This is a genomic window from Candidatus Walczuchella monophlebidarum, assembly GCF_000709555.1.
Lineage (GTDB): Bacteria > Bacteroidota > Bacteroidia > Flavobacteriales > Blattabacteriaceae > Walczuchella > Walczuchella monophlebidarum.
The window spans coordinates 135,008-154,602 of record NZ_CP006873.1 but is presented as its reverse complement, the minus strand read 5'-3'; the positions used below and the strand labels follow the sequence as shown (position 1 = coordinate 154,602).

Below are 19,595 nucleotides of genomic sequence, written 5' to 3'. Positions count from 1 at the left end.
ATGGTGAAGCTTTGGAAGAAAAAAAAGAACCTCAGTAAAGAAATTGAAAAATTCACTTTTGGGAAAGAGAGAAAATTGGATTTGTTACTAGCTCCTTATGATATTATAAGTACGATGGCTCATAGCTCTATGCTTTCTAGCATAGAACTATTAAAAGGAAATGAATTTAAAGTTTTGATGCAAGAGCTAAAAAAAATTTATTTAGAAATTGTAGAGGGAAATTTTTATATTTCAGACTATGTGGAAGATGTACATTCTCAAGTCGAGATTATTTTAACACACCGACTTGGAGAAATTGGTAAAAAAATACATAGCGGACGATCACGTAATGATCAAATATTGTTAGATCTAAAACTCTTCATAAGACAAAAAATTCAATCTGTGGTTGAAAATGTATATAGTCTCTTTAAAACACTTCTCACTCTTAGTGATAATTACAAGGAGATATTGATGCCAGGATATACACATGATCAGATAGCTATGCCTTCTTCTTTTGGACTTTGGTTTTCTTCGTATGCTGAAAGTTTGACAGACGATTTCCTATTGCTACAAGCTGCCTATCGCATAACGAATAAAAATCCCTTAGGATCAGCAGCTGGCTTTGGATCTTCCTTACCCCTAGATAGAGAATTTACGACACATATATTAGGATTTGAAAATTTTAATTATAACGTCATATATGCCCAAATGGTACGTGGAAAAAGTGAACGTGTAGTGGCAGATGCCCTAGCATCTATTTCGTATACTTTGGCCAAACTATCACAGGATATTTGCTTATCCACCAGCCAAAATTTTGGCTTTATTACCTTTCCTGATCATATTACTACCGGGTCCAGCATCATGCCGCATAAGAAAAATATAGATGTTTTAGAACTGATCCGCTCTCTATGTAATAAAATAAATTCGTTGCCTAACGAAATAGCTATGATTATAGCGAATTTACCTTCTGGATATCACCGTGATTTTCAAATCATAAAAGAAATATTACTCCCAATATTCGATGATCTTAAAAGTTGTCTTCAGATCTATAAATATCTGTTTGAACAGATGATTATTAATAACAATATACTAAATTATAGTAAATATCATTATCTTTTTAGCGTTGAATCGGTAAATAAATACGTGCTAGAAGGAATGTCTTTCCGAGATGCTTATAAAAAAGTAGGGTGTGAGATCCAGAATGGAAATTTTCAAACCTTGACAAGGGAAGTCACTACCCACGTAGTAAATTTATGTAATGAAAATATTCATCACTTTATGAAGTCTGTAGTAAATTCTTTTCATTTTGAAAAAGCCAACGAAGCCGTATATAGGTTACTTACAGTTTCATAAATTATTTTTATCAGGACGCATTTGTGGAAATAACAAAACTTCTTGTATTGAATTTTGTTTAGTAAGTAACATGACCAATCGATCTATACCTATACCAATCCCTGACGTTGGTGGCATGCCAAATTCAAGGGATCGAATAAAATCATAATCTATACGCATAGATTCATCATTTCCTTTTTCGTATATTTGTTCTTTAAAACGTTCTAATTGATCGATTGGGTCATTTAGTTCTGAATAAGCATTAGCTATCTCTTTTTTATTGATAAATAGTTCAAACCGTTCAGTTAGTCCTTTTTTCTCCCGATGTTTTTTAGTCAAAGGACTCATTTCTACAGGATAATCTATAATAAAGGTAGGTTGTATGTAGTGTTTTTCACATTTTTTACTAAAAATTTCATCAATAAGTTTACCTTTTCCCATCGTTTTGTCAACTTCTATCTCCAATTTTTTACAAACCATTTGTAATTCTTTCTCATTCATCTTACTAATGTCAAATCCTGTATGAATTTGAATAGCCTCATAAATTGGGATCCTCGGAAAGGATTTTTTAAAAGAGATTGTCTGGCCTTCTATGTTAATTTCTGTACTTCCATGAATGTTGAAACAAAGTTTTTCCAGAAGAATTTCAGTGAAATTCATCATCCAGTAATAATCTTTATAGGCAACGTATAACTCTAAAATAACGAATTCAGGATTATGAGTTCTGTCCATACCTTCGTTGCGAAAATCTCTAGAAAATTCATATACTCCATTAAATCCACCTACAATGAGTCTTTTTAGATAAAGTTCATTAGAAATACGTAGATATAAAGGAATATTTAGAGTATTGTGATAAGTAACAAACGGTAAGGCATGGGCTCCCCCAGCAACTGACTGAAGTATAGGAGTTTCCACTTCGAGATAACCATATTCATTGAGAAAGTTTCGGATATATTGTATGATCCGAGTTCGTTGTAGAAAAATTTGTTTTATTTTGTCATTTACAATAAGATCAATGTAACGCATACGGTATCGTTGTTCCTGGGTAGAAAAGGCATCATAGATATTTCCATTATTATCGGTTTTTACATGAGGAAGGGGTCGTAGCGACTTACAGAGCAATACAAGTTCTTTTACATGAAGAGTAATCTCTCCAGTTCTAGTCTTAAACATGAATCCTTTTACCCCAATAATATCTCCTACATCTAACAATTTTTTAAAAAAAATATTATAAAAAGTTTTTTCTTTATTCTCCGAAATATCGTCACGCTTTACATAAAGTTGGATTATTCCGCTATAGTCTTTTAATTCAACGAAAGACGATTTTCCCATGATCCGCATCCGCATAATACGTCCTGCTACACTAGCGTTTTTATTTTTTTCATACTTTTCTATAAGTTCTTTTATAGAAGCACTTGTATTATAAGTAGCTGCTGGATAGTTTTCTATCCCTAATTCACTTATTTTTTTCAATTTCTTTCTCCGTATAATTTCTTGTTCTGATAAATACATAGGCGATTTTTTTTAGTCGACTTAATAATGGGACTCATTCCTAAATAAATATATAAAATCATATCGAGCCTACTTTCTGCTGAATCCCATATGGTGTTCTCTCTGGATAGGGAATCCATAATCTACTTTGTAAATCATGAATAAAAAGATTAACTATTTGAGTGCACAACTCACGCAAAATCCAAATCTTCCAGCAGCTAAGGCGATGCTGTATGCTACAGGACTTCCAGAAGAATATTTTAAAAAAGCGCAGGTTGGGATTGTTAGCAACTGGTACGAGGGAAATCCTTGCAATATGCATTTGAATAGATTAGGAAGGAGTATCAAAAAATCTGTTCACGAAAAAGAGTTAGTCGGTTTCCGATTTAACACTATAGGCGTAAGTGATGGTATATCTATGGGAACTCCAGGGATGAGATATTCTTTACCTTCTCGAGAAATTATTGCTGATAGTATAGAAACAGTAGCAAACTCTCAGCATTATGATGGTATAATAGCCCTCCCTGGTTGCGATAAAAATATGCCTGGTGTTCTAATTGCTCTCATTAGAATTAATCGTCCTTCAGTTATCGTATATGGTGGTAGTATTGCTTCAGGTTATTATAAAGGTGAAAAACTAGACGTCGTATCATCTTTTGAAGCTTTAGGTAAAAGGAAAACTAAAAAAATATCCGAAGAAGAATATAAAAATATTATAAAAAATTCTTGTCCTGGTGCTGGGGCTTGCGGTGGTATGTATACAGCTAATACTATGGCAGCTGCTCTTGAAGCAATGGGAATGACCTTACCTTATTCTTCTTCTACACCTGCTATCGGTGCAGATAAAGAATGGGAGTGTTTTAAGATGGGGGGAGTGATTCAAAAACTTTTGCAGAAAGATATTAAACCTAAAAATATTATTACCAAAAACTCTTTAAAAAATGCGATAAGTCTAACTACTGCTTTAGGCGGGTCAACTAATCTAATACTGCATTTATTAGCAATTGCTAAAACAGCAGAAATTGACCTAACACTTCCAGATTTTAAAAAAATTAACGATAGTGTTCCTCTCATTGGAAATCTAAAACCGAGTGGAAAATTTTTAATGGAAGATATTCATGCTATTGGGGGAATTCCAGTGATTATGAAATATTTGTTGGAAAATGGCCTCATTGAAGGAGACTGTATGACAGTTACTGGAGACACTTTAAAAGAAAATTTAAAATATGTACCCTCGCTGTCTTTTGATCAGAAAGTTATTTCTTCTATAAATCATCCCATTAAAAAAGAAGGACATTTTCGCATTCTTTATGGAAATATTGCTCCTGGAGGATCTGTGGCAAAGATTACTGGACAAGAAAAAATGAAATTTTCAGGACGTGCTAGAGTGTTTAATTCAGAGGATGCTTTCAATCGTTCTATTTTATCTTGTAAAATAAATAAAGGAGAAGTCATAGTTATTCGATATGTAGGTCCTAAAGGAGGCCCTGGTATGCCTGAAATGCTAAAACCTACAGCTTATATAACAGGAGCAGGTTTGGGAAAAGAAGTAGCTCTTATCACAGATGGGAGATTTTCTGGAGGGTCACACGGTTTTGTTGTAGGTCATATCACTCCTGAAGCCCAAGAAGGTGGTCCTATCGCCTTAATAAATGATGGAGATATTGTTACTATAAATGCAGTTAATAATACTATTAACCTTGAAATCAATGAAAATGAATGGGATATACGGAGAAAAAAATGGAGAGCTCCGAATTTGAAAGTAAATATGGGATATCTCTATAAATATTCAAAAACAGTTTCTTACGCTAACGAAGGGTGCGTTACAGACCAATTCATAGAAACATGAATATAAAAAAATATAAAGGAAGTGAGATTTTAGTCAAAAATCTGTTAATAGAACGTGTAGAGTATCTCTTTGGTTATCCCGGAGGGGCTATTATGTCTGTTTCTGATTCTTTAGATCGACATGCAGGTCATATATGTCATATACTTACGCGTCATGAACAAGGAGCTATACATGCTGCTCAGGGATATGCTAGGGTTAGTGGAAAGGTTGGAGTCTGTATATCTACCTCAGGTCCAGGAGCTACTAATCTAATTACCGGGTTAGCTGATGCGCTTATAGATAGCACTCCAATAATTTGTATTACTGGACAAGTGTCATATAATCTTTTGGGTACAGACGCTTTTCAGGAAACCAATATTTTAGATATTTCATTCCCTGTAACTAAGTGGAATGTGCAAATTCCTAGAGCACAGGATATTTGTCAAACAATCCGGAAATCATTTTTCATCGCTCGTAGTGGACGTCCTGGTCCAGTCCTGATAGATATCACGAAAGATGCTCAGCTTCAAGAAGCTATTTTTGAAGAAATCCTTTTTCATAAAGTCTCGTATTTTCGTTCCTGTCCCAAGGTGGAGGTAAATAAAATAGAAGAAGCTGCCATTTTAATTAATGCAGCAAAAAGACCATTGATTTTAGTCGGACAGGGAGTAATTCTAGCTGAAGCAGAAGAAGAGTTAAAAGCTCTCTCAGAAAAAGCAAATATACCTATAGCAAGTACTCTTTTGGGTATTAGAGATAATAATCATCCTCTTTTTGTTGGAATGATTGGTATGCATGGTCATTATGCCCCCAATGTCTTAACTAATCAATGTGATATTCTTATTGCAATAGGAATGCGTTTTGACGATAGAGTCACTGGAAATATAAACATATATGCTATCCAAGCTCAAATAATTCATTTGGAAATAGAAGCTTGTGAAATTGGAAAAAACATTCCATGTGATGTACCTGTATTAGGAGATTGCAAAAAGACTTTACCTTTATTGACTGAAAGAGTTCAGGAAAATATTCGTCAAGAATGGATATCGGATTTCATAACTATACAAAAGCAAGAGGAAAAAATTGGCCAAAAAGATTTGTATACCAAAAAAGAAAGCTTGACTATGGGAGAAATAATACAGTGGATTAATCAATATAAAAATAAAAATGCTGTCATGGTAACCGATGTAGGACAACACCAGATGATAGCTTCACGATATTTTTATTTTTCCTCTAGTAAAAGCCAAATTACCTCAGGAGGATTAGGTACAATGGGTTTTTCTTTGCCAGCAGCTATGGGAGCTAAATTCGGAGCGAGATATCGTCAAATTATATGCGTAATTGGAGATGGAGGTTTTCAAATGACCTTTCAAGAATTAGGAATTCTTCTTAAAAATAATCTTCCAATAAAAATTGTGTTACTCAATAACGGATTTTTAGGTATGGTGAGACAATGGCAAGAGCTTTTTTTTAAAAGACGTTATGCTTTCAGCGCATTACTCAATCCTGATTTTATCCGTTTAGCTCAAGCTTATAATATTAGTGGTAAGAAAATAGAAAAAAGAAAAAAAATACCAGAAGCTGTAAAAGAAATGTTTGATTGTAATACAGCCTATCTACTGGAAATAATCGTAGAAAGAGAATATAATGTTTTCCCCATGATAACGATTGGAACATACGGAGATGAAATACGTTTGTATTAAAATATGAAAATTTCAATTCTAGCCAGTAATATTGAAAGGTTGATTAACCGTGTTATTATTTTATTGAATCGGAGTAATTTTAGTCTTATTTATCTAAATATTTCTTATGCAAAAAAACCATATATAATGCGTTATACCTTAGAGGTCAAATGTACTGAAGTGTCTATTGATAAAATAGCAAAACAAATAGAAAAACACCTAGGAATTATTTCAATACTTTATTATTAATATAAATATAAATATAAATATAAATATAAACTTAATAAAGGTGAAAATTAAATTTGGCCCCATGGAAGAAAATGTTCTTCTGAGAAATGAATTTTCTTTAGAAAGGGCAAAAAAAATCTTGAAAGATGAAATCCTATCTGTAATAGGATATGGGATCCAAGGTACTGGACAGGCTTTAAATCTGAGGGATAATGGTTTTACTGTAATTATAGGACAGAGGAAAAATTCTTTTTCATGGGAAAAAGCTTTGAAAGACGGTTGGATAGAAGGAAAGAATCTATTTGAGATAGAAGAAGCCGTTAGTCGTGGTACAATTATTATGAATTTGTTGTCTGACGCAGGACAAATTTCGGTATGGCCTTTACTTAAGAAGTATCTGACTACTGGGAAATCTCTATATTTTTCTCATGGATTTGGTATTACTTTTCAAAATAAAACAGGGATTTATCCTCCTAAAGACATTGATGTTTTTCTAGTTGCTCCTAAAGGCTCTGGGACTAGTGTTAGAAGGTTATTTCTAAAAGGTACAGGAATTAATTCGAGCTATGCTATTTATCAAGACTATAGCGGTAGTGCTAAGGAAAAGACTTTTGCAATAGGAATCGCTATAGGTTCTGGTTATATGTTTGAAACTAATTTTAGAAATGAGGTGTTTTCAGATCTTGTAGGAGAAAGGGGTTCTTTGATGGGAGCTATCCAGGGAATTTTTTCTGCTCAATATCAAATCTTACGTGACCATGGTCATTCTCCTTCAGAGTCCTTTAACGAAACGGTTGAAGAATTGACCGAAAGTTTGATGCCTCTTATTGGAGAAAATGGGATGGAATGGATGTATTCTAATTGTTCAACTACTGCTCAAAGAGGAGCTTTAGACTGGTGGAAAAGATTTAAAGATGCTGTGATGCCTGTTTTTCAAGAACTTTACCAAGAAGTAGCCTCAGGAAATGAGGCTGAGCGCACTATCACATCCAATCTCCAAAATAATTATAAAGAACAACTTCAAGAAGAACTTGAGGAATTGAGAAAAAGTGAACTTTGGGAAGTAGGGGATACTATACGACGACTTAGACCTGGAAAAGAAAACTGAGCTGTTGTTCGTCCTCCTCATCTTATCGTACACGATAGAAGTTAAATGAAGCATACGAACGCATAGCACATTTTTAATCGCTGTAATACTTTCGTGGACCTAATTAATGTTTCGTATGAAATTTAATTATATAGCCGATCTGAATCCTATTCAATTAAAAATTGTTACTACTGTAACAGGACCTATCATAGTGATTGCGGGAGCGGGTTCAGGAAAAACTCGGATACTTACTTATAGGATTGCTCATTTGATGAATCAAGGTATTGATCCGTTGCATATACTAGCACTGACTTTTACCAATAAATCTGCTAGAGAAATGAAGCAACGGATTGCTCATTTAACAGGAAATATCAACATTCAAAATCTGTGTATTGGGACTTTTCATTCAGTATTTGCTCGAATACTCCATACAGAAATTTATCGTTTAGGATATCCTTCAGATTATACGATTTATGATCAGAAAGACGCTGAACACGTCATTAAAAAAATCATTGAAGAGCTACATTTAGAAAAATGTTTTTCTAAACCTAAAACAGTTCTTTCTCGAATTTCGAGGCTAAAAAACAATTTGATAACCGTCCAGAATTACTTTGATAATTTTACACGTCATTCACAAAACGCTAACCGTATAGGATATATTTACCAAGCCTATATAGATCGTTGTTTTAAATACGGTGCTATGGATTTTGATGATATTCTATTACGTACGAATGAACTCTTCACCCGTTTTCCAGAGGTGTTATCCAAGTACCAAGAACAGTTCAAATATATTCTTGTAGATGAGTATCAAGACACAAATTACTCTCAATATCTTATCATCAGAGCTTTAGCCTCTCGTTATAAAAACCTATTTGTAGTAGGGGATGATGCACAAAGTATTTATGCTTTTCGTGGAGCAAATATTAAAAATATACAAAATTTCCAGTTGGATTATCCCTATGCTAAAATTTTTCGATTAGAACAGAATTATAGATCTACTGTACATATTGTACAGGCCGCTAATAATGTCATTGCTTGTAATAAGGAACAGATGTCTAAAAAAAATTGGACTAATAACGAAAAAGGAGAAAAAATTAAATTTTATGGTGCTCTTTCTGATAAAGAGGAAGGTGATTTTGTAGCAAATACCCTTTTTGAAATAAAATTGCAATATAAATTACAGAACAAGGATTTCGCTATTCTTTACCGGACCAATGCTCAGTCAAGAGCCCTGGAAGAGTCTCTTAACAAAAAGAAGATTCCCTATAAAATCTATGGAGGGATTTCTTTTTATCAAAGAAAAGAAATTAAAGATTTACTTGCTTATCTCCGGATTTTGGTAAATCCAAACGATGAGGAAGCTCTTCTTAGGATTATCAACTATCCACCTCGTGGAATAGGACCATCTACTATTAATAAACTTCTTGTAACTGCAAAAAACCATGGAAAAACACTGTATGAAGTATTAAATAATATCTCTTTTTATGCGAAAGAGATGTGTATTCATAAAAGAATAACCGCCAAACTGAAAGAGTTTTTTGTAATTATCAAACATTGTTCTATCAAATTAGCTGAAGGAGCGTATGCTACTGCTAAAGAAGTGGTTAAAACTTCTGATTTCCTGAGTGATTTATGTAAAGACAATCCGACTGAAGGTCTTTCCCGCTATGAAAATGTCCAAGAATTTATAAACAGTATACAGGCCTCTGTCTCTGAACGCCTCGGTTATGGAGATAACTCACTCTCTGTTTTTTTAAAAAATATTGCCTTAGCTAGCGATATAGAAAAAACTGATGATGATCGGGTTTCTCTTATGACTGTTCACCTATCAAAAGGATTAGAATTTACGATCATTTTTATAGTGGGTATGGAAGAAAATCTTTTTCCATCTATGCTTAGCGTAAAAAATTCTGCTAATCTTGAAGAAGAAAGACGTCTTTTTTATGTAGCTCTAACCCGAGCTAAGAAACAGGTCATTTTAAGTTACGCGACAACTCGTCATCGTTGGGGCGGTTTCCCTAGTCGTTTTATAGAAGAAATAGGACAAGAACGTTTAACAAGATATGTACACCGTAAAAATTAAAGATAGAGAGACACGAAACCTATGTGCGTAATAAAAATATGCATCCTCTAATTGCCAGACTGCTCACTACTATTTTCTTACTGTAAACGTAGTTAGTTCCTTCGTCAGCATCAAAATAGGTAGTTGGAGTGATCAACAACGTCGTCCTCTCTCCAGCTAGAATAAAACGATGCACGTTGGATTAACTGAAGGAATCGAAAAATATGTTATCTTTGTAAAAGGGCGGTTAGCTCAGCTGGGTTAGAGCATCTACCTTACAAGTAGGAGGTCACTGGTTCGAATCCAGTACTGCCCACTCATTTTAAATACGTTCAGTAAAAAATTTATCTCGTGGACATTATCGGAATTGAACCGATGACCTATACCCTGTCAAGGTATTGCTCTTAACCAACTGAGCTAAATGTCCTAAAATCTTGCGGAGAAGGAGGGATTCGAACCCCCGGAGATGTTACTCTCAATGGTTTTCAAGACCACCGCAATTAACCACTCTGCCACCTCTCCAACTCTCTCTTATAGAGTTATTTCCACTATATTTCTTAATAGATCTTGAATAGTTTCTCTTTGTCTGATTAGATAATCCTGTTTTTTATAAATCATCACTTCGGCTGGACGATATCTCGAATTATAATTTGAGGACATACAAAAACAATAAGCTCCGGCGTTACTAAAACATAGAATATCTCCCTCATGAATTTCACTGATTTGATGATTTAAACCAAAAGTATCTGCTTCGCATATATATCCGACCACTGTATATAAACGAACACGTCCTGACGGATTAGAAATATTTTCTATGTTATGATAAGCATTGTAAAACATTGGTCGAATAAAGTGATTAAAACCTGAATTTACACAAGCAAAAACTGATGAAATAGTTTGTTTAATAGTATTTACTTTGACAAGAAAATAACCTGATTCACTCAGGATAAATTTTCCAGGTTCAAACACTAAACAAAGTGTTTTCCCATATTCTTTATAAAATTTATTAACTTTTTTACCTAATAAAGGTCCTAACTTTTGAATATCTGTTGGTACATCTCCCGGGTTATAAGATACTTTAAAACCGCTGCCAAAATCTATATATTCTAGATCTTTGAATTTGATAGCTGCATCGAATAAAATATCAGCACCTCTTAAAAAAATTTCTACATCCAATATATCAGAGCCTGTATGCATATGAAGTCCTTCTACTTTTAACTTAGTATTTTCTACAATCCGTTTTATATGGGGAAATTGATAGTAAGAAATCCCAAATTTAGAATCGATATGTCCAACAGAAATTTTTTCATTACCTCCACCCACAATATGTGGATTAAGACGAATCCCTATAGGATAATCTAAAGAGAATTCTTGTCCAAATTGCTCCAATAGAGAAAGATTATCTATGTGAATCCGGACCCCAAATTCTTTCGCTTTTATTATCTCCTCCATAGAGACTCCATTAGGAGTATATATAATTTGTTTTGGGGGAAATCCGGCCATTATTCCAATCTCTACCTCTTGAATAGAAACAGTATCTAATCCTATTCCTTTTTTTTTAAATAATTTTAAAATATTTATATTCGTGTTAGCTTTGCTAGCATAGTGTATTCCAAGTTTATCTATACAAGAAAAGGCTTGCTTTATTTTTTCATACTGATTCATCATTTTCTCAGCATCGTATACATATAGGGGAGTCCCATACTTTTCTGCTAAAGTTCGTAATAGTTCTACATCTAGAGTATATGAGAAATTTTCTAATTTTTTCATGTATACTAATTTTTCATTAAAGCAATATCGATTACTTCTTTCATATCTTTCACGTAAAAAAACGTCAAGCCCTCCAGATATTCTTTCTTAATATCAGCAATATCTTTTCTATTTTGATGAGAAAGAATGATCTCCTTAATGCAGTAACGTTTCGCTGCCAATATTTTTTCTTTAATGCCTCCCACAGGCAATACTCTTCCTCGTAAAGTAATTTCACCTGTCATTGCTAAATCAGGTTTTACTTTTCTCCCTGTATAACTTGATATCAAGGAAGCAAGCATAGTAATACCAGCCGATGGGCCATCTTTCGGAACAGCACCTTCAGGAACGTGAATATGGATATTTTTTTTTGAAAACAGATTGGGATCTATATTAAACTCCTGATAGTGAGCTTTTATGTATTGTAACGCAATAGTAGCAGACTCTTTCATAATTTCTCCCAGGTTTCCAGTAATACTTAATAGACCTTTTCCTTGTGAAAGAATAGATTCAATATAAAGAATATCACCACCTGTACTAGTCCAAGCTAATCCAGTAACAACACCAATTGGTATGCTCTCTCCTTCATAACGTTCTATATCTTTAGGTCCTCCTAATATTTTTTCGATATCCTCTACACTCAATCGTTTTGAAAATGTATTTCCTATCGCAATATTTTTAGCTGCATGTCTAGCCAACTTAGCAAACTGTTTTTCTAACTCTCTGACCCCGGATTCTTTTGTATAACTTTCGATAACTTTTTCAAATTGTTTTTTTACCAGTATTAAATCAGTTCTTTTTAACCCATGAGCTTTTAATTGTTTTGGCAGTATATGTTTGTAAGAAATTTCTATTTTTTCTTCAATAGTATATCCATTTATTTCAATGATTTCCATACGATCTAAAAGCGGAGAGTCTATGCTAGAAAGTGAGTTGGCAGTAGCTATAAAAAACACCTTAGAAAGATCATAACCTAATTCTAAAAAATTATCGTAAAAAGAAGTATTCTGTTCCGTATCTAAGACTTCAAGCATAGCTGATGAAGGATCTCCATGTGCTCCAGAACACATTTTATCAATTTCATCTAAAACAAAAACAGGATTAGAAGTTTTTGATTTTTTTATAGATTGTAATATTCGTCCTGGCATAGCTCCTATATAAGTTCTACGATGTCCGCGAATTTCAGCTTCATCGTACATCCCTCCTAATGAAATACGGACGTATTTTCTTTTAAGTGCGGAAGCAATAGATTTTCCTAGAGAAGTTTTTCCAACCCCAGGAGGCCCATAGAAACATAGAATAGGAGAACGCATATCCGCACGTAGCTTTAATACAGCTAAATGTTCAATAATTCTCTCTTTGACTTTCTCAAGTCCAGCATGTTCTCTGTCAAGAATTTTCTGCACTCTATATAAATCAAAATGGTCTTTCGAATATTTTTTCCAAGGTAAATCAAGCATTAGATCTAAATAATTGCGTTGTACAGGATATTCAGGCATTTGATAATTACTCCTTTGGAACTTGTAAAGTTCCTTCTCAAATTGTTCAGATACTTCCTTAGGCCATTTTTTTCTCGCAGCCTTAGTCCGCATCTCTTCAATTTCTTTTTCATCAGAAAGATCACCCAATTCCTCTTGTATAGCCTTGATTTGCTGTTGGAGAAAATATTCCCGTTGTTGTTGGTCCATATCGCTACGAACTCGAGATTGAATCTCATTTTTCAGACGGATTTGCTGATGTTCTATGCTCAAAAAACGATAGGTTTTTACCGCTCTTTTTTTTATATCGTTTTCATTTAGAAGATTTTGTTTATCTTTGATAGGGAAACCCATATTAGCTGCCACAAAATTAATCATAAATGAAGGGTTTTCTATGTTTCTAATAGCAAAATTTGCTTCAGATGGGATGTTGGTGTTTTCTTGTATAATTTTGATAGCTAACTCTTTTATGGATTCGACTAAAGTAAGATATTCTTTATCATCAAGAAGAGGATGTAGTTCTTGTAATGGGAAAATTTCAGCTTTGAAATAGGGTTTTTCTTGAATGAATTGCTTAATGAGAAATCGGTGTTTTCCCTGAAGAATTACTGTAGTATTGCCATCTGGCATTTTTAATAGTTTTAAAATCTGAGATACTGTTCCAATAGGATGCAAGTCTTTTTCAGTAGGTTGGTCTATATTCATATCTTTCTGGGTAAGTACTCCTACTGTTTTGTCTGCACGGTAAGTATCTTGAAGTAATTGAATAGAACGAGTGCGTCCAGCTGTAATAGGAATAACTACTCCAGGGAACAAAACAACGTTTCGGACTGGTAAAATAGTAATTTGTTCTGGAACCCCTCCCTCTTTTAGTAGAGGTTCTTCCTCATCCTGATTTATCAAAGGAATAAATTCTGTCTCAGGTTCAAAATACGATTCTAAAATGTTTATGATTTGATTTTCAATATATTTCATCGTTCATTTTTTTTACATTCAACCCGTCCTCTTTAAGTATTTTTAGGAGAAAAAAGGTTGTCTATACTCTTAAAATATAGTGAGAATTTTTTTGCTCTAATGCATACAGCATAATGCATACAGCATAATGCATACAGCATAATGCATACAGCATAATGCATACAGCATAATGCATACAGCACTCGTTGAATCCGTTTCTACCAATCATAAGGGCTTAGGTGAACGCTTAGTATGTTCGTAAAGTTCCTTACGAAGGCTCTTCTAATTTAAGGTTAGACAAAAAGGAATTCGATTGGTGCTATAATAAAGTAGTATTCCTACAACCCTAGAGTGAGTAGTTACAGACATCACTTTACGTCATCCGACGATATCTACGATAAACGTATTATTGGTTCTGAGCAAATATACAGCATTATTCGGGAAGAAATTGTAAATCATCCCTTATTTATAGATCTGCGAACATTACAAGACAGAATTAGGAAACTTTTGCATAACGTTTTGATAAATAACTAATTATTGTGTGACCTCGGAGGGAGTCGAACCCACAAACCTTCTGATCCGTAGTCAGATGCTCTGTCCAATTAAGCTACGAGGCCTGACTGCAAAATTATATCTTGCCAAGAAGAATAAAAATAGAACGACAATTTATTAATAACCACGATCAATAATTACCATGGTCATTTTTTTAAGATGTATATTTGTTTCAAATGTTTTTTTTACGCCATGCACACACTCATAAAATATGTCCAAGAAAAATATCTTTCTAAAAAAGAGAGTCCTAATTTTAATACTGGAGATACCATTACTGTATTTTATGAAATAAAAGAAGGATCAAAAATTCGGGTCCAATCCTTTAAAGGAGTAGTCATTAAAAAAAAAGGAGAAGGTTATACAGCCACTTTTTCTGTTAGAAAAATGAGTGGAGACGTGGGAGTTGAACGTTTATTTATAATAAGCCAACCTAATATTAAAAAAATAGAAGTTAATAAAAAAGGAAAAGTAAGACGATCAAAAATTTATTACTTTTCTAAACTAAGAGGTAAAAAATCGTATATAAAAGAAAAAAGAAACTCCTCTTTAGCAGAGAGGGTCGAATAACACTTATGTCGGTTTTTTTAAGAGCGTCTAATACGTAAAAATTGCTCTCGGAGGAGATTTTATGTTTGAACAATGAAAAAAATTGTTTGGGTAAATAATTTAGGTCTTATAGATTATTTAAAGTCTTGGGAATATCAAAAATATCTGTTTCAACAACTTATCAATAAAAAAAAATGTCTGTCTTTTAAAGATGTTTCTCAAAGAAATGTCGGTTATCTTTTATTAGCCGAACATCCGCATGTTTATACTTTAGGTAGAAAAGCTAAATATGACGATTACATTTTATTATCTACAAAGCGTCTGAACCAATTAGGAGCCCGTTTTTACCAAATTGACAGAGGCGGTAATGTGACTTACCATGGTCCTGGACAACTGGTAGTTTATCCTATATTAGATTTAGAATCTGTTTTTAGAGATATACATAAATTTTTACGTGATTTAGAAGAAGTTGTCATTCGTTTATTATCTCTATACGGATTGTCTTGTGACAGATTATTAGGAGAAACAGGAGTTTGGTTGGATGTAGGAAAGTCTTCGGCACGAAAAATATGTGCTCTAGGTATTAAAATGAGTAATTGGGTTAGTATGCATGGATTGGCGTTAAACATTAATACTGATCTTAGTTATTTTAATCAGATTATCCCTTGTGGGATAAAAGGAAAAGGAGTCAGTTCAATGTATCAAGAATTAGGACGGAAATTTTCTATGGAAAAAGTTATTTTTGAGTTCCAGAATATTTTTTCAGACGTGTTTAAGGTATATTGTCTGCCCTCAAATATTTTCTTTCACTGACCAGGTCTACATCGTGAGAAATTGATTGTTCTTAGATTTTTTATTTTAATAATTCCTTTTTCTATTTCTTTTTCTCCAACAATAGCTATGATGTAAAATCCACGTTTATTAGCATACTTAAGCTGTTTAGACAGTTTAACACTATCAGGATATAATTCTGATGGAATGTCCTTTTTTCGAAGGAATTGAATATGACGTATAGCGTGTAATGCTTCCCATTCTCCAAACAAAATTGGTATCTTCAATTTGTTTTCATGGAAATATATATTCTCTCTAAACCAAGAGATAGCCCTATTCCTGAAACATTTTTAAAACCAAAAATTCTAGTCAGTTCATCATAACCGCCTCCAATTGATGGCTTTCGGCTCGCATATCATTCCTGTGTAATAATTCAACCCACGAACTAATCTAAGGTTAAAATTTAATTTTGCATTTGCAGATTTTTCCATATAAATTTAAGATCATTTAAAGCCTTCTTTCCTCGGTTCGAACCAGAAAATATATTAAAAAGAATTTTTTGTTGATTTTAAAAATCAATTTATTTGTTTTTCTAAAAAGATTTGAAGTTGTTTAATTATATTCTCTGGAATACCTCCTTGAATCATTTCTTTATATACTAGTTTAGAACCGATTTTCTACCATTTATCTAATGCAGTGGGAAAAATGTTCCAATAAGATTTAGGATAACGCTACAAGTAATTCTCTGTGATTAATATGAATAATAACTGGGAAACTTAGTTCAGTCAAAATGGCATCGTAAAGTTGTAAAAGTTCTAGCCAAATTGATAAAATTCTCTAAATCTAGCTTTTTGAGGACGCCATACTTGTTGGATTTGATATCTTTTAAAAGGAAAAAATATTTCATTCCGATGCATAGTAACATAACGTGCAAAAGGCACTGTTAAATCATAACGAAGGGCTTTTCCAGATATATTTGATAACAAAGATTGAGAACTAAAATATTTCTCTGGAGAATATTTATTAAATCGTATCAACCTATTACTTTCTGTTCCCATGAGAACTGAAAGGTTTTCAACGGTGAAAAATCTCGTGTTCCTTTTGGAATGCTAAGCTTATACATGTTATTGGGTTAAATTTTATAGATCGCTAAACATTATAAAAGTATTTGCGAAATGGCCACAGAGACGCTAGGACAAGCACTTGTCGCAGTATCACCTTTCAGATGAGGAACTTAAACTTTAAACTTTAAACTAATTCATGATATACGAATACGGGTTTTAAACTTAAATTCTAGATGCTCGATTAGGGGTTATTAAAAATCTTGTTAATTAGACTCATTTGGGTTATAGAAAAATAACTTTCCATCTATCAATTCTTGAATAGCCATGGAGGTAGGTTTAGGAAGATTTTCATAAGTTCTATAGATTTCTATCTGTTCTTTCTTTTCAAGAATATTCTCTAATAAATTATTAGAGGACGATTCAAGTGGTTTCTGTAATTTCATTTTAATATAATTGATAATTTGATTAGAACGCTTCCCAAGTATATTTATAATTACATAAATATTTTCTCCACACTTTTCTAATTCGTTTAGGTCGAAAATTTCGTTCATATTTTTTTAATTACGAAATACTAATTTGGCTATCGCTTTGTAAAGAAAATCGTTTCAAGCTCCTATACGGTACATATTTTTATATAACGCTTGTAAGCCTCCTCTATTTTTCTTGAAAGAATTTCTGAAGCTCTAACCAGAGGTAAACGAACATAAGATTCACAGACGTTTAATATATGTAATAATGATTTAATCCCTGAAGGGTTTCCTTCTTTATAAATCAGATTCATAAGATCTAACATTTGATAATAATGTTTAAACGACTCTTTCACATTACCTTCTAGTGCGTGATGTACCATTTGAGAAAAGACATTTGGAAGACCTTGTCCAAGAACTGATATCAGACCGTCCCCTCCACCTAAAATAGTAGGAAGAGCTAGGATATCGTCTCCGGAAATGACACTGAAATGCTTAGGCTTTTCCTTTATGATCTCATAAGATTGTATCAGGCTTCCAGAAACTTCTTTAATAGCTACAATATTTTCAAATTCTTTCGAAAGTCGTAATACAGTTTTTGGAAGAATATTAGATCCAGTTCTCGAGGGTACATTATATAAAATAATTTTAGCCTTGGTTTTCTCTACTATTTGTTTAAAATGCTGATAAATCCCTTCTTGGGAAGGTCTATTATAATAAGGGACTATTGAAAGAATAGCTTCAAAAGCTTCAAAATAAAAAATCTGGGTCTGTTCAATTTTTTTAATTACTTTTTCGGTATTATTACCTCCTATACTGAGGACAATAGGGACTTTTTTTTTATTCAGAGAATGAATACAACGTATAATATCGTTCTTTTCCTCATTTTTCAATGTTGCTGATTCAGCAGTAGTACCTAGAAGAACTAGATAATCTATATCTTCTTTTAAAACGTGTTCTGTTAGTCGTTCTAAACCTTTGAAATCGACTCTATTTTTTTCGTCAAAAGGCGTTGCGAGAGCTAGACCTATCCCTCGTAGTTTTTTCTTCATCTTTTATACGTAATACGTAATAGAAATATCAATGTTTATCTCGTGCTCCGATTATTTTTCTTCCACTCAGTGTGTGACCGTCATACTTTTCTTTGCCTTACGTAACTCCGATTATACTTACCCATGTTTGGAGGCAAATTTATTACTGAAATTAAACTTAAAATATATATTAAAAAAAAATATATATTAGAATTTTTCTATAGAGAAAACGTCATATGGATTTTGATTTAATCGTTATTGGTCCCGTGCTGCGATCATAGCTGCACAATTAGGTCTCAGCCATTATTGAAAAAGAGCATCTTGGTTTGTCTGGGCTACTAAATCTTTGCTTAAAAGTGCAAATACATTTCATTCTCTTAAACATGCCGAAGATTATGGATTGATCGCTGAAAATATTCATTTCGATTTTCTTAGTATGATTAAACGGAGCAGAAATATATCTGAAAAGATGAGAAAAGGGATTAATTTTTTGATGCGGAAAAATAAAATAGAAGTGATTTTTGGAAGGGCGAAAATTCATCCTGGTAAAAAAGTTATTTAAAGAAAATGAAAAAGAATGTGAATCCCAGAACATTATCCTTGCTACAGGAGCAATTGGAGTAGAATTTGCCTATTTTTATAATACGTTGGGAACGAAAGTTACTTTAATAGAAAAGCTTGCAAATATTCTTCCAACAGTAGACTCGGAAATTTCTCAACAACTTTCTTTTAAAAAAAGTGGTATAGAAGTTCTTACTTCTTCATCAGTATTTAAAGTAGATCCCTCTGGGAAAGACATAAAAGTTTCTATTAAAGGTCCTAAACAAGAAAGAATTATAGAAACTGATGTAGTACTGTCTGCTGTCTACCCCTAATGTGGAATTACTAGGATTAGAAGAAGTGGATCATAGAACGAATATTGATGGTTATTATGATGTCGTCCCAGGCCTGACCTGTGTAGAGCAAGGGTGAGATTATGGAAATATTCCGGTAGAAAAAGAAACTAAAGACTGCTCTTGGACGCTATTAATGGTGAAAATGAAGGAAGGTTTTATTAAAGTTATTTTTGATGCTATGGGGAATGGCTAGGATGTCATATAATAGGGACAGGGGTTACGGACATAATTACAGAAGCTGTGATCGCTCGGAAATTAGAAACAACCAGTCATGAAATTCTTAAGTCTATACATCCTACTCTTAGTGAAGCAATTATGGAAGCTGATGCCTTTGGGACTGGGACATGTATTCATATATAATTTAAACCGGAGATCTTTTACGTTATCATCTAAAAGTA

Annotated in this window: 16 protein-coding genes, 4 tRNA genes and 2 pseudogenes; 12 read left to right on the top strand and 10 right to left on the bottom strand. The window is 33.2% G+C overall.

Going from position 1 to position 19,595, the window contains the following annotated elements:
- Window positions 1-3 precede the first annotated feature (3 nt).
- Window positions 4-1,332 (top strand): argininosuccinate lyase, encoded by a 1,329-nt coding sequence (argH, locus tag FNIIJ_RS00760; RefSeq protein WP_038436328.1) that lies wholly within the window; start codon window positions 4-6, stop codon window positions 1,330-1,332.
- On the opposite strand, the gene lysS is transcribed toward argH, so the two are convergent.
- Window positions 1,327-2,823, bottom strand: coding sequence for a lysine--tRNA ligase (gene lysS / locus FNIIJ_RS00755; protein WP_038436146.1), 1,497 nt, complete (start codon window positions 2,821-2,823; stop codon window positions 1,327-1,329). The two genes, argH and lysS, sit on opposite strands and share 6 nt — an antisense overlap.
- 136 nt (window positions 2,824-2,959) lie before the next feature.
- Here lysS and ilvD point away from each other — a divergent pair, with 136 nt between their 5' ends.
- The 6 genes from ilvD (at window position 2,960) to FNIIJ_RS00725 (ending at window position 10,005) form a co-directional block, all read left to right on the top strand.
- Window positions 2,960-4,651, top strand: coding sequence for a dihydroxy-acid dehydratase (gene ilvD / locus FNIIJ_RS00750; protein WP_038436145.1), 1,692 nt, complete (start codon window positions 2,960-2,962; stop codon window positions 4,649-4,651).
- Window positions 4,648-6,333 carry a biosynthetic-type acetolactate synthase large subunit gene (gene ilvB / locus FNIIJ_RS00745; RefSeq protein WP_038436144.1) on the top strand — a complete coding sequence of 562 codons (1,686 nt, stop codon included), beginning with the start codon at window positions 4,648-4,650 and terminating at the stop codon, window positions 6,331-6,333. Before ilvD ends, ilvB begins: the two co-directional genes overlap by 4 nt.
- 3 nt (window positions 6,334-6,336) lie before the next feature.
- Window positions 6,337-6,561 (top strand): ACT domain-containing protein, encoded by a 225-nt coding sequence (locus FNIIJ_RS00740; protein WP_038436142.1) that lies wholly within the window; start codon window positions 6,337-6,339, stop codon window positions 6,559-6,561.
- 40 nt (window positions 6,562-6,601) lie between these two features.
- Window positions 6,602-7,648 carry a ketol-acid reductoisomerase gene (gene ilvC, locus FNIIJ_RS00735; RefSeq protein WP_038436141.1) on the top strand — a complete coding sequence of 349 codons (1,047 nt, stop codon included), beginning with the start codon at window positions 6,602-6,604 and terminating at the stop codon, window positions 7,646-7,648.
- A 115-nt stretch (window positions 7,649-7,763) separates the two neighbouring features.
- Window positions 7,764-9,710, top strand: a complete 1,947-nt coding sequence (locus FNIIJ_RS00730) for an ATP-dependent helicase (protein WP_051673242.1) — start codon at window positions 7,764-7,766, stop codon at window positions 9,708-9,710.
- A gap of 220 nt (window positions 9,711-9,930) precedes the next feature.
- Window positions 9,931-10,005, top strand: a tRNA-Val gene (locus FNIIJ_RS00725).
- 36 nt (window positions 10,006-10,041) lie between these two features.
- On the opposite strand, the gene FNIIJ_RS00720 is transcribed toward FNIIJ_RS00725, so the two are convergent.
- The 5 genes from FNIIJ_RS00720 to FNIIJ_RS00700 form a co-directional block, all read right to left on the bottom strand.
- Window positions 10,042-10,116, bottom strand: a tRNA-Val gene (locus FNIIJ_RS00720).
- Between the two features lie 10 nt (window positions 10,117-10,126).
- Window positions 10,127-10,211, bottom strand: a tRNA-Ser gene (locus FNIIJ_RS00715).
- Between the two features lie 9 nt (window positions 10,212-10,220).
- Window positions 10,221-11,459 (bottom strand): diaminopimelate decarboxylase, encoded by a 1,239-nt coding sequence (gene lysA, locus FNIIJ_RS00710; protein ID WP_038436139.1) that lies wholly within the window; start codon window positions 11,457-11,459, stop codon window positions 10,221-10,223.
- Window positions 11,460-11,464: 5 nt separating this feature from the next.
- On the bottom strand, window positions 11,465-13,891 hold the full coding sequence (gene lon / locus FNIIJ_RS00705; protein WP_038436138.1) for an endopeptidase La: 2,427 nt from the start codon (window positions 13,889-13,891) through the stop codon (window positions 11,465-11,467).
- A gap of 521 nt (window positions 13,892-14,412) precedes the next feature.
- Window positions 14,413-14,487: transfer RNA gene (locus tag FNIIJ_RS00700), tRNA-Arg, on the bottom strand.
- A gap of 127 nt (window positions 14,488-14,614) precedes the next feature.
- On the opposite strand from FNIIJ_RS00700, the gene rplS reads away from it, so the two are divergent.
- Both rplS and lipB read left to right on the top strand, forming a co-directional pair.
- Window positions 14,615-14,989, top strand: coding sequence for a 50S ribosomal protein L19 (gene rplS, locus FNIIJ_RS00695; RefSeq protein ID WP_038436324.1), 375 nt, complete (start codon window positions 14,615-14,617; stop codon window positions 14,987-14,989).
- A 72-nt stretch (window positions 14,990-15,061) separates the two neighbouring features.
- On the top strand, window positions 15,062-15,781 hold the full coding sequence (gene lipB / locus FNIIJ_RS00690) for a lipoyl(octanoyl) transferase LipB (protein WP_038436137.1): 720 nt from the start codon (window positions 15,062-15,064) through the stop codon (window positions 15,779-15,781).
- Here lipB and FNIIJ_RS01570 read toward each other — a convergent pair.
- The 4 genes and pseudogenes from FNIIJ_RS01570 to dapA all read right to left on the bottom strand — a co-directional run bounded on the left by FNIIJ_RS01570 (window position 15,775) and on the right by dapA (window position 18,322).
- Window positions 15,775-16,026, bottom strand: a complete 252-nt coding sequence (locus FNIIJ_RS01570) for a His/Gly/Thr/Pro-type tRNA ligase C-terminal domain-containing protein (RefSeq protein ID WP_051673241.1) — start codon at window positions 16,024-16,026, stop codon at window positions 15,775-15,777. The genes lipB and FNIIJ_RS01570 overlap by 7 nt on opposite strands.
- 543 nt (window positions 16,027-16,569) lie before the next feature.
- Window positions 16,570-16,862: pseudogene (locus FNIIJ_RS01855) on the bottom strand (histidine--tRNA ligase); the annotation flags it as partial.
- A gap of 204 nt (window positions 16,863-17,066) precedes the next feature.
- Window positions 17,067-17,354, bottom strand: coding sequence for a DNA-directed RNA polymerase subunit omega (locus tag FNIIJ_RS00680; RefSeq protein ID WP_038436136.1), 288 nt, complete (start codon window positions 17,352-17,354; stop codon window positions 17,067-17,069).
- Window positions 17,355-17,416: 62 nt separating this feature from the next.
- Window positions 17,417-18,322 carry a 4-hydroxy-tetrahydrodipicolinate synthase gene (dapA, locus tag FNIIJ_RS00675; RefSeq protein ID WP_038436134.1) on the bottom strand — a complete coding sequence of 302 codons (906 nt, stop codon included), beginning with the start codon at window positions 18,320-18,322 and terminating at the stop codon, window positions 17,417-17,419.
- A gap of 325 nt (window positions 18,323-18,647) precedes the next feature.
- Between dapA and FNIIJ_RS01780 the strand changes: the two genes are divergently transcribed.
- From FNIIJ_RS01780 to FNIIJ_RS01915, 3 genes and pseudogenes are all read left to right on the top strand, one after another.
- On the top strand, window positions 18,648-18,863 hold the full coding sequence (locus FNIIJ_RS01780; RefSeq protein WP_038436132.1) for a hypothetical protein: 216 nt from the start codon (window positions 18,648-18,650) through the stop codon (window positions 18,861-18,863).
- Window positions 18,823-19,176, top strand: a complete 354-nt coding sequence (locus FNIIJ_RS01720; protein WP_038436131.1) for an FAD-dependent oxidoreductase — start codon at window positions 18,823-18,825, stop codon at window positions 19,174-19,176. The genes FNIIJ_RS01780 and FNIIJ_RS01720 overlap by 41 nt, the downstream gene beginning before the upstream one ends.
- Before the next feature lie 97 nt (window positions 19,177-19,273).
- Window positions 19,274-19,557, top strand: a pseudogene (locus tag FNIIJ_RS01915) (dihydrolipoyl dehydrogenase); the annotation flags it as partial.
- Window positions 19,558-19,595 lie beyond the last annotated feature (38 nt).

What these genes read in the sequence shown, in the direction of transcription:
- ilvD (WP_038436145.1), top strand. Translation starts at nt 2,960, where the DNA reads ATGAATAAAAAGATTAACTATTTGAGTGCACAACTCACGCAAAATCCA.
- FNIIJ_RS00740 (WP_038436142.1), top strand. Translation starts at nt 6,337, where the DNA reads ATGAAAATTTCAATTCTAGCCAGTAATATTGAAAGGTTGATTAACCGT.
- FNIIJ_RS00730 (WP_051673242.1), top strand. Translation starts at nt 7,764, where the DNA reads ATGAAATTTAATTATATAGCCGATCTGAATCCTATTCAATTAAAAATT.
- lon (WP_038436138.1), bottom strand. Translation starts at nt 13,891, where the DNA reads ATGAAATATATTGAAAATCAAATCATAAACATTTTAGAATCGTATTTT.
- lysS (WP_038436146.1), bottom strand. Translation starts at nt 2,823, where the DNA reads ATGTATTTATCAGAACAAGAAATTATACGGAGAAAGAAATTGAAAAAA.
- FNIIJ_RS00680 (WP_038436136.1), bottom strand. Translation starts at nt 17,354, where the DNA reads ATGAACGAAATTTTCGACCTAAACGAATTAGAAAAGTGTGGAGAAAAT.
- rplS (WP_038436324.1), top strand. Translation starts at nt 14,615, where the DNA reads ATGCACACACTCATAAAATATGTCCAAGAAAAATATCTTTCTAAAAAA.
- dapA (WP_038436134.1), bottom strand. Translation starts at nt 18,322, where the DNA reads ATGAAGAAAAAACTACGAGGGATAGGTCTAGCTCTCGCAACGCCTTTT.
- lysA (WP_038436139.1), bottom strand. Translation starts at nt 11,459, where the DNA reads ATGAAAAAATTAGAAAATTTCTCATATACTCTAGATGTAGAACTATTA.
- ilvB (WP_038436144.1), top strand. Translation starts at nt 4,648, where the DNA reads ATGAATATAAAAAAATATAAAGGAAGTGAGATTTTAGTCAAAAATCTG.
- lipB (WP_038436137.1), top strand. Translation starts at nt 15,062, where the DNA reads ATGAAAAAAATTGTTTGGGTAAATAATTTAGGTCTTATAGATTATTTA.